At 39.6% G+C, this 9,558-nt stretch carries 10 protein-coding genes and 1 pseudogene; 8 read left to right on the top strand and 3 right to left on the bottom strand.

Features of this window, described 5'->3' with window-relative positions:
- Nucleotides 1-283: 283 nt before the first annotated feature.
- Nucleotides 284-754 (top strand): Rsd/AlgQ family anti-sigma factor, encoded by a 471-nt coding sequence (locus H5157_RS20200; RefSeq protein WP_002961083.1) that lies wholly within the window; start codon nucleotides 284-286, stop codon nucleotides 752-754.
- 65 nt (nucleotides 755-819) lie between these two features.
- On the opposite strand, the gene fkpA is transcribed toward H5157_RS20200, so the two are convergent.
- Entirely contained in the window at nucleotides 820-1,566 is a 747-nt protein-coding gene (gene fkpA / locus H5157_RS20195) for an FKBP-type peptidyl-prolyl cis-trans isomerase (protein ID WP_004335950.1), read from the bottom strand.
- Between the two features lie 215 nt (nucleotides 1,567-1,781).
- Here fkpA and H5157_RS20190 point away from each other — a divergent pair, with 215 nt between their 5' ends.
- Together H5157_RS20190 and H5157_RS20185 are read left to right on the top strand one after the other, a co-directional pair.
- Entirely contained in the window at nucleotides 1,782-2,780 is a 999-nt protein-coding gene (locus tag H5157_RS20190) for a WD40 repeat domain-containing protein (RefSeq protein WP_182671845.1), read from the top strand.
- Nucleotides 2,767-2,982 carry a SlyX family protein gene (locus tag H5157_RS20185; RefSeq protein ID WP_004335946.1) on the top strand — a complete coding sequence of 72 codons (216 nt, stop codon included), beginning with the start codon at nucleotides 2,767-2,769 and terminating at the stop codon, nucleotides 2,980-2,982. Before H5157_RS20190 ends, H5157_RS20185 begins: the two co-directional genes overlap by 14 nt.
- A 33-nt stretch (nucleotides 2,983-3,015) precedes the next feature.
- On the opposite strand, the gene H5157_RS20180 is transcribed toward H5157_RS20185, so the two are convergent.
- On the bottom strand, nucleotides 3,016-3,219 hold the full coding sequence (locus tag H5157_RS20180) for a YheV family putative zinc ribbon protein (protein ID WP_007378899.1): 204 nt from the start codon (nucleotides 3,217-3,219) through the stop codon (nucleotides 3,016-3,018).
- A 132-nt stretch (nucleotides 3,220-3,351) separates the two neighbouring features.
- Here H5157_RS20180 and H5157_RS20175 point away from each other — a divergent pair, with 132 nt between their 5' ends.
- The 5 genes from H5157_RS20175 to H5157_RS20155 all read left to right on the top strand — a co-directional run bounded on the left by H5157_RS20175 (nucleotide 3,352) and on the right by H5157_RS20155 (nucleotide 8,919).
- Nucleotides 3,352-5,274, top strand: coding sequence for an ATP-binding cassette domain-containing protein (locus H5157_RS20175; protein WP_182725388.1), 1,923 nt, complete (start codon nucleotides 3,352-3,354; stop codon nucleotides 5,272-5,274).
- Nucleotides 5,258-5,680: a TIGR02444 family protein gene (locus H5157_RS20170; protein WP_182716066.1), complete on the top strand. Its 423-nt coding sequence runs from the start codon at nucleotides 5,258-5,260 to the stop codon at nucleotides 5,678-5,680. Before H5157_RS20175 ends, H5157_RS20170 begins: the two co-directional genes overlap by 17 nt.
- Before the next feature lie 734 nt (nucleotides 5,681-6,414).
- Entirely contained in the window at nucleotides 6,415-7,401 is a 987-nt protein-coding gene (locus H5157_RS20165) for a hydrolase (protein WP_024606596.1), read from the top strand.
- Between the two features lie 2 nt (nucleotides 7,402-7,403).
- Entirely contained in the window at nucleotides 7,404-7,658 is a 255-nt protein-coding gene (locus H5157_RS20160; protein WP_004335925.1) for a YheU family protein, read from the top strand.
- A gap of 64 nt (nucleotides 7,659-7,722) precedes the next feature.
- Nucleotides 7,723-8,919, top strand: coding sequence for a dipeptidase (locus H5157_RS20155; protein WP_154903728.1), 1,197 nt, complete (start codon nucleotides 7,723-7,725; stop codon nucleotides 8,917-8,919).
- Nucleotides 8,920-9,428: 509 nt separating this feature from the next.
- Here H5157_RS20155 and H5157_RS20150 read toward each other — a convergent pair.
- Nucleotides 9,429-9,558: pseudogene (locus tag H5157_RS20150) on the bottom strand (elongation factor Tu); the annotation flags it as partial.

Here is a 9,558-nt window from a genome sequence, read left to right as displayed (position 1 = left end):
TCTTAAAACAATAAAAATAAATGTTTTAAAATAATAACAATAAAAATCATCTCATAAAAATAAGAAAGCTTGTTATAACAAGTCACTGAAAGAAATTAGACCACCGTAACTGGTGGTTTTTTCTTGCCTAAAATAAAATCCCTCGCCTCGGTTTATATAAAAAGGTACAACCCTCAAAGTAGCTCAACTTTACTTGTTGATATACGCGCAAATTAAATATATCTTGATGTACATAAACTTATTATATTTTAAATTAAAAACCAACCCAGCTAGGAGAACAGTTATGCTGACGCGTGTAGAAAAAGCTCAACAGAAATGGGGTGGTAGCCACACAGTAATTGATAAATGGCTAAACGAACGCCAAGAACTTATTGTACTTTACTGCAAAATTGCAGGCTTTACGCCATACGAAAAGCAAGATCAAGCATTGCCAGAGCCAAAACTAATTGAATCATTTTGCCAGCTTTTAATGGATTACCTATCTGCAGGCCATTTTGAAGTATATGACGATATAGCAAAAGCATGCGAAAAAAAGGGCTTACAAAGCCAAGAGCTTGCAAACTCTATTTACCCGCGTATTTCTAGCACAACCGATGTGGCGTTAGATTTTAATGATAAGTACGCAGAAGTAGATAAAGAAGACTTATTGAAAGATTTTGATAATGACTTATCTGTTATTGGTGAGGCATTAGAAGCTCGTTTTGCACTTGAAGATGAGCTTATTGATAACTTGTTTTCTAATCATGCAAATTAATACGTTACTTACACGTATTAAAAAAGGGACCTAAGGTCCCTTTTTGCATTTACACAATAAGCTTATTATTGTGCTGGTGCTTCTTCATTTTGAATTTCAAGTAATTCAACTTCAAATACAAGTGTTGAATTAGCTGGAATCTTACCTAAGTCACGGTCACCGTAAGCAAGTTCTGAAGGAATAGTGAACTTGTACTTAGAACCCACTGACATAAGTTGTAAACCTTCAGTCCAACCCGCAATTACGCGGTTAAGAGGGAAAGTTGTCGGTTCGTTACGCGCATATGAGCTATCAAACTCAGTACCGTCTAATAAAGTCCCTTTGTAGTGTACTTTAACTACATCAGTTGCCACTGGCTTTTCGCCATCGCCTTCGCTAAGTACTTCGTACTGTAGACCCGACTCAGTTACTGTAACGCCTTCTTTTTTAGCGTTGTCAGCTAGGTATTTAGCGCCTGCTTCTTTACTTTTTTCAGACTCTACTTTAGCTTTTTCTTCTTGCTTAGTACGTACTGATGTATCTAGTGCAGTTAATACTTCGCGAATTTTTTCTTCGTCAATTTTTGCATTGCCAGCAAGCGCATCTTCAAAACCACGAATTAAAAGTGCTTGGTCTAGTTCAATACCAATTTCTGTTTTGTCTGCTAGGTCTTTATTTAAAAAGTTACCTACAGATGCACCAATACCGTATGCTTGTTGCTGTTCTACAGTGTCTAATTTAACTTCAGCTTGTTCTTTTTTTGCTTCTTGATTACAAGCTGTAAGCGCTAAAACTGACGCTGCAATCAATGACAATCTAATCGTCTTTTTCATTTTAAATCTCCGACACACTTTGCAGTTGTCATTTTAATGTATTATTACTAGTGAAAGATTAACGGCCCACATGATAGGCTGCTTGTTTAATGACTAAATTCCATATTGTTAGCTAAACTAAAAACATATCCAGTGATTAGACAAACAACCTAGGCATTTAACGCGTCCTAGTCTAACCTCTCAGTCACTAAGAGTTAAGGGGAAATACCTGTAATATGTCGATATTTCGTACTTTTTTAATCGTATTTAGCTGTTTTTTAGCCATCGCCTGTACCGATAAAAAACAACACGCTGTAGCAAGTTACGAACATGCTGCACAAGGTGCGTTTTCATCAACAGTTTCAAACGATGGTAAATACAGTTTGATCTCCTCTATCAACCATGGGGTCGCCCTGTGGGATAATCAACAGCAAGTGCTAAAATACCAATGGTTTCAGCAGCAGTCACAAGACAGCCTAGTGTACGCTGTTGCTATTGCTTTTGATAACAGCGTGGCTGTTACCGCCGAAAAAACCACGTTTGCTGTGTGGGATATAGCCACAGGCAAAAATAAAGGTTATTACAAAATACAAAAAGCCAGTATTCGCGATATTGCTATTAGCAATCAAGGCCGTAGTGTTTTATACGGCCGTAGCGACGGCGTTGTCGTATTTGTAAACCTAGAAACTGGGCGTCGTATTGAGTTTTTAGGTCATCAAGATAAAGTTAACACCGTTGACCTGTCACCTAACGGACGCTTTGCCTTAAGTGGTTCTAACGATTATGTTGCTTACTTTTGGGATACACGTACAGGACAAGTAATTCATCGTTTTAATCACCCAACGCGTGTTACCCAAGTGACGCTCGATCCACAAGGTCGCTATGCGTTTACGGCCGATAGTATGGCACAAGCAAATGTATGGAAGCTGACTACAGGTGATCTTGTGAGTAAACTGAAGTATATTGCGCGTCAGAAAATTTTTACTGCTGTGCGTTTTAACGAACAAGGCACTTTGCTTGCAACCGGCTCGCCAAATAAGCGCGTAGATTTGTGGCAAATACCAAGCGGTGAAAAAATTCAAACTTGGCAGGTTACCCCGCGCGAAGGCAGTAAGCCTAAATCGGCGGTGGTGCTAGATGTGACATTTACAGATAACGGTAAGTCGTTGTTAACCGAAAGCTCCAGCGGGATCGCAGAGCGATTTATTATACGAGAGAATAATGAACACAATTGAACATCGCTTAATGGAACTTGAAGCCAAAGTGGCTTTTCAAGACGAAACGATTGAAGTCTTAAATGATGAAATAAAAGTGCACCAACAGCTGTTAGCAAAAATGAAACGCCAAACCGAGCTGCTAGCAGAGAAAATTAAAGAGTCGCAGTCATCATCGTCTATGATGTCTGAAGTACCTGAGCCACCTCCACCGCATTACTAAAACCGGTAAAAATTAGGCAATAAAAAAACCGGGTTAGTCGCCCGGTTTAAACACACCAATTACTTGTTCAAATTGGCGAGTAGACGCCTGAACAGCGTTATCGGGTTGCGCCATTTTATGACCACACTCAACACACTCTACTTTTTCAACATCATGTTCTCTGTATAGCATCATAGTATCCATGGCTTTGCAGTCAGGGCACGATGCACCAGCAATAAATCGCTTCTTTTGTCTCACAACATTTTTCCTGTGGTTTGAACTGCTGTCATTTTATCGTATAACTTCACTTGTTGATACGCTTGATAAGAGCATTAAGTTCTATGTTATGATAGCGCCAACTTAACAAGGGCACAGCAAAGTAACGCATTCATGATCCAAATCTCAGAAATAGAACTACTTCGTGGCGGTAAAGCCTTATTAAAAAACGCATCAGCTACGTTATTTCCAGAACACAAAGTAGGCCTTGTTGGCGCTAATGGCTGTGGAAAATCAACGTTATTTGGTTTACTAAAATCAGAACTACAACTAGATGCCGGTAACTGCAGCATTCCAAAAGATTGGTCTATCGCCTCTGTTAAGCAAGAGACACCTGCCCTTGAAATAAGCGCGATTGATTATGTACTTCAAGGCCACCCAGAATACTACGCAATGCGTATAGCACTGCGTGAGGCCGAGAAAAACAACGATGGCGACACACAAGCTAAAGTACATATTCAGCTTGAAAACATTAAAGGCTATAGCATTGAATCAACCGCAGGTGAGCTATTACACGGCTTAGGCTTTGCCAATAACCTTATAGAAAATCCTGTAAGCTCGTTTTCGGGTGGTTGGCGTATGCGTTTAAACCTTGCCCAAGCATTAATACGCGACGCCGATTTACTATTACTCGATGAGCCAACAAACCACCTTGATTTAGATGCCGTTTATTGGCTTGAACGCTTTTTGCGTGCTTATACCGGCACCCTTGTACTTATATCGCATGACCGTGAGTTTTTAGATGCGGTGGTTGATCAAATTTGGCATGTAGATAAGCAACTTATTAACGTGTACAAAGGTAACTACTCGCAGTTTGAGCGCCAAAAAGCTGAGCGCTTACTACAACAACAAGCAATGTTTGATAAGCAACAAGATCAAATTGCTCACCTTGAGCAGTTTATAACGCGCTTTAAAGCAAAAGCCAGTAAAGCTAAACAAGCACAAAGCCGTGTGAAAGCGCTTGAACGCATGGAAAAACTAGCGCCGGCACATGCCGACTCGCCATTTAACTTTGAGTTTGCAGAGCCAAAAGCATTACCAAACCCACTAATGACAATAGATAAAGCCAAAGCGGGTTATGGTGACGTCACTATTTTAAATAATATAGAGCTAAACCTTGTACCAGGCAGCCGAATTGCTTTACTTGGTCGAAATGGCGCAGGTAAATCAACGTTAATTAAACTGCTTTCTGGTGATTTAGAGCCGCAAGCGGGCGAAGTTGTTCAGCATCACGGATTAAATATTGGTTACTTTGCGCAGCATCAACTTGAATCTCTTGATTTAAAAGCCAGTGCAATAATGCACTTACAACGCCTCGACCCAAAAGCCACTGAGCAATCAATACGTGACTTTTTAGGTGGTTTCGCCTTTATTGGCGATAAAGCACTTGAGCCTGTAGCCCCTTTTTCGGGCGGCGAAAAAGCACGTTTAGTACTTGCCATGTTGGTATACCAAAAGCCAAACCTACTGCTTCTCGATGAGCCTACAAACCACCTTGATTTAGAAATGCGCCATGCACTTGTTATGGCACTACAAGGCTTTGAAGGCGCTATGGTTACCGTATCCCATGATCGCCATATGCTTAAAAATACTGCCGATGAGTTTTACTTAGTAGATGACGGCAAAGTAACCCAGTTTGGTTACGACTTAGATGCGTATTACCAGTGGTTACTCAATGCCAATAAAGAAGCGGTTAAAGCGCAGCAAAGCGACGAGCCTAAAGCAAATCCAGGTGTTAACCGTAAAGAGCAAAAACGCCTAGAGGCTGAGTTTAGAAAGGCCACTCAGCCACTTAAAAAGCAAATTGAAAAGCTTGAAAAGCAACTCGATAAATTCACCGCGGAATTAAGTGAAGTGGAAGTGACCTTAGGTGATAACGAACTCTACAACGACGACAACAAAGCCAAGCTTAAAGAGTTATTAGCCAAGCAAGCAACCCTTACGCCTAAACTTAACGACGTTGAAGAAGAGTTACTTATGGCACTTGAAGAAATGGAAGAAAAAGAGCAGGCATTCGCCGATGAACTTGCTCAATAGCGACCATTTTTGGCAATTTGCGTGCACTTTGTACGCAAAGCCTGATCAACAAACAACCTTGCTGGCACTACAAAACCAGCAAGGAAAAAACGTTAATTTATGCTTATTACTGCTTTATTTAGATTCATTAAATTTAAGTATTAATACCCAACAGTTAAATGAGTTAATAGACGCAATTAGTGAGTTTGATACTCACGCATTACAACCTATGCGCGCCGCTCGTAGCTATTTAAAAGCTAACCAGAATGCGATAAGTGATTACGCCACAATACGTGCAGAGTTGCTAAGCGCTGAGCTGAAGCTTGAAAAACAGCAACAACATATGTTGATTGAAACAGTAAATGAGCTTGAATTAGTCAAACTTTCAGAGCCAAACAACATTGAGCTATATGTGAAAGCCACTTAGGGTATTAGTTTTTATACCCTCCTCCACTTCTTATTTTCTTTGTGCAAAAAACCTTCAAGTAATTTACTCACAAAGAGGTTAAGAGGCGCTTCGCTTTTAGAGGAAAACAAACTAAATTATTCAGGTAAAAATATAAATATTGAGCAGTTATTTGGCTCAAGTAGTTTATAGCTCTACCCTCATTTACTTCTCATTCTTTTCTCTTTGTGCAAAAAATCTTTAAGTGGTTTACTCAAAAAGGTTTAAAGCGCTACGCTTTTAGATAAAGTGAAAAAAATGAGTTACGATCAGCTTACTATTTTAAGAGAAAACTCTCTTAGCTCTCAGTGGTAATAACTTACCAACCCTTAAAACATGATCTAAATCAACTTAGCGTCACTCCTACACCTGCTTAGAAAAATAACTTGATCTCGATCACGTTGCGACCTGCAAACACCGCCTATGATTAACCCATCAACAACGAGGGGAGCAACTCATGAACGTATTCTTTAGAGACTTTTTTACAGATCCAGTTTTATTTATGTCTTTTGGGTTTTTAACCATCGTTGTTTCTTTGTGTATCTTTTTTGCTTTTTTCTTTTTGAAAAAAATACATGACGCAGAAATTCCCGAACAAAATTAAGCACGACGCACTAAAGCGCCTTATTAGTTTACTAGTTAGGCGCTTTTTATTTTCTGAAGCGAAAAATTTGATACACTAGCTTTTCGTTTAATACAAAGTGCGTAGTACAAACATGATCTCTCAGTTCAAACCAGCATGGTGGATGACCAATCGTCACGTTCAGACCATAATGCCGCGTTTTTTCCGCCCATTTCACAATACGTCCTACGAACTTGAGCAACTTGATACACCTGATGGTGACTTTATTGAGCTTGCATGGTCACTTCCACATAATGAAACCGCACCACTTGCTGTTGTTTTGCACGGACTCGAAGGCAATATAAATAGCTTTTATGCCAAAGGCATGATGAAGGCATTAAAAAAACAAGGTTATGCAGTTGTGCTTATGCACTTTAGAAATTGCTCAACCGAAGTAAATCGCCTACCACGTGCTTATCACAGCGGTGACACCGCCGATTTAGCTTTTTTTATAAATCACTTAAAGCTGCAATTTCCTAAGCGCACTATGGTCGCTGTTGGTTTTTCATTGGGCGGTAACGTACTTGCCAAATACTTAGGTGAAGAACGCGAAAAATGCCCATTAAGTGCAGCAGCGGTGGTATCTGCTCCTTATGATTTGTCGTCATCGAGCGATGTTATTCGTAAAAGCTTAGGTAAAATTTACCAAAAATATCTGCTCGATCGGATGAAAAAATCAATGCAGCGAAAGCTGCCACAAATTAAGCAGCAAATTTCATTAACGCCAAAACAGTTAATGAAAATTGACGATTTATTAGAGTTTGATAATCAGTTAACAGCCCCTCTACATGGTTTTGAAAACGCACACGATTACTACCGTAAAGCCAGTGCTATGCCGTACTTGAAAGATATCGCTGTGCCCACACTTATTATTCATTCCAAAGACGACCCTATGCTCTCAATTAAAGCCGTACCGAGTAGGCAAGACGTAAGTGAGCATGTTACGCTGCGCATCTCTGACAAGGGCGGGCATGTTGGTTTTATTAGCGGTAAAAATCCCTTTAAACCTATATTTTGGTTAGAAAAAGCCGTCCCTCATTATTTTAGCCAGCACGTATCAAATAAAGCGAGTAACAAGTAGTAATGATTATCCCTTTTGAACAACTCGATCAAGACACTCTTTATAACTTAATCGAAAGCTACGTATTACGCGAAGGTACCGATTATGGTGAAGTAGAAGCAAGCATCGAATCTAAAGTAAGCCAAGTAAAGCTGCAGCTTAAAAATGGCGAAGCGATGGTGTTTTTCTCAGAATTACACGAGTCTGTAACTATAATTTCAAAAGGTGAGTTTAAAGCGCTGCAAAGTGAAGAGCATCAAGCACAGTCGTTTGATTAGGGCGTAGTACTTGTAACTTTTGAATTGAACGTACACAATGGCTTTTTACCCAAAGAGCCAAAACATGATAAAACTCAGCACTCTAGTGGTAGCCATATCACTAGCTTTAACTAGCCAAGCCCAAGCAGAACAAACAATAACAGCATCTGATAAGGCAATTAAACTCGCTAAAGATACCATTTTAATTGATACCCATATTGACGTACCTTATCGAATTCACGAAAGCTGGGTTGATGTAACCAAAGCAACTAGTGATGGCGATTTTGACTATCCTCGCGCTGTAAAAGGCGGTTTAAACGCCCCATTTATGTCGATTTATATTCCTGCGCATTTAGAGTTTGAGGGTAAAGGAAAAAGCTACCAGCTAGCCAATCAAATGATTGATAGTATGGAAGCCATAGTCCAGCGCGCACCCGATAAGTTTGCTATTGCTAGCTCAAGTACTGATATTGAAGAGCAATTTAAACAAGGTAAGCTGTCTATAGCCATGGGTATGGAAAATGGCTCTCCAATCGAAGGTGATATGAAAAACCTTCAGCACTTTTACGACCGTGGCATTCGTTACATCACGCTAGCGCACTCTCAAAGCAACCATATTTCGGATTCGTCTTACGATATACGCCGTAAATGGAAAGGCTTAAGCCCATTTGGTAAAAAGCTTGTCACTGAAATGAATAATATAGGCATGCTAATTGACGTATCGCATATTTCTGATGATGCGTTTTATCAGGTTATGGAGCTTTCTAAAACACCAGTAATTGCCTCTCATTCATCACTTCGTAAATACACGCCTGGCTTTGAGCGTAATATGAATGACGATATGCTATTAGCGCTGAAAGAAAATGGCGGCGTTATTCAAATCAACTTTGGATCAAGCTTTGTTACCGCTAAAGCAGGTAGTTGGGGCAAGCAATTAAAAAGTACAAAAGAGTCAGCTAAAAAAGAAGGCACTAAGTTAAGTAAAGATTTTGATGCTGCGTACCGTGCTAAAAATCCGTATCCATTTGCAAGTCTTGAGCAAGTACTTGACCATATTGATCACGTAGTTGAGCTAATTGGTATTGATTATGTAGGTATTGGCTCTGATTATGATGGAGTTGGCGATTCATTACCTATCGGCTTAAAAGATGTATCTAGCTACCCAAATCTTGTCCAAGGTTTAATGGATAGAGATTATAGCGACAAAGATATTAAAAAGATTTTAAGTGGCAATTTATTAAGAGTTTTAAAACAAGCGCAAGAGTATGCGAAGAAGCACTAAAGCTTTTATCATATATTAGTAATTGGCTAAAAGACCAAGAGCTAACTCAATATAAGCGCGGCCTAGCCGTGCTTTTTTATATTTACCAGCATAGTTATCTTCGGTGCTATTTCCCCCCCAGGCTTCGCAAAACTCAACCCAAGCTACGGCAATAAAGCTATATAGGAGCTAATCACTTTTCTATAGGCATTAAAAAAGGCCACCTGGGTGACCTTTTTCTAACAATTAACTTAAAAGTTAATTATTACTCTTTGACTGTTGCTACAAAGTACCTACGCCTAAGGTAAGAGCACCACCTTCATATGACACTTTTCTTCAGGCATTAAAAAGGCCACCTGAGTGACCTTTTTCTAACAATTAACTTAAAAGTTAATTATTACTCTTTGACTGTTGCTACAAAGTACCTACGCCTAAGGTAAGAGCACCACCTTCATATGACACTTTTCTTCAGGCATTAAAAAAGGCCACCTGAGTGACCTTTTTCTAATAATTAACTTTAAAGTTAATTATTACTCTACGATAGTTGCTACAACACCAGCACCTACAGTACGACCACCTTCACGGATAGCAAAACGAAGACCTTCATCCATCGCGATTGGTGCGATTAGAGTTACTGTCATCTTGATGTTATCACCAGGC

Origin of the sequence: Pseudoalteromonas sp. SG43-3 (assembly GCF_014164385.1) — a bacterium.
Lineage (GTDB): Bacteria > Pseudomonadota > Gammaproteobacteria > Enterobacterales > Alteromonadaceae > Pseudoalteromonas > Pseudoalteromonas distincta.
The sequence above is the reverse complement of the archived record's forward strand: the minus strand, read 5'-3'. Positions and strand labels throughout refer to the sequence as shown.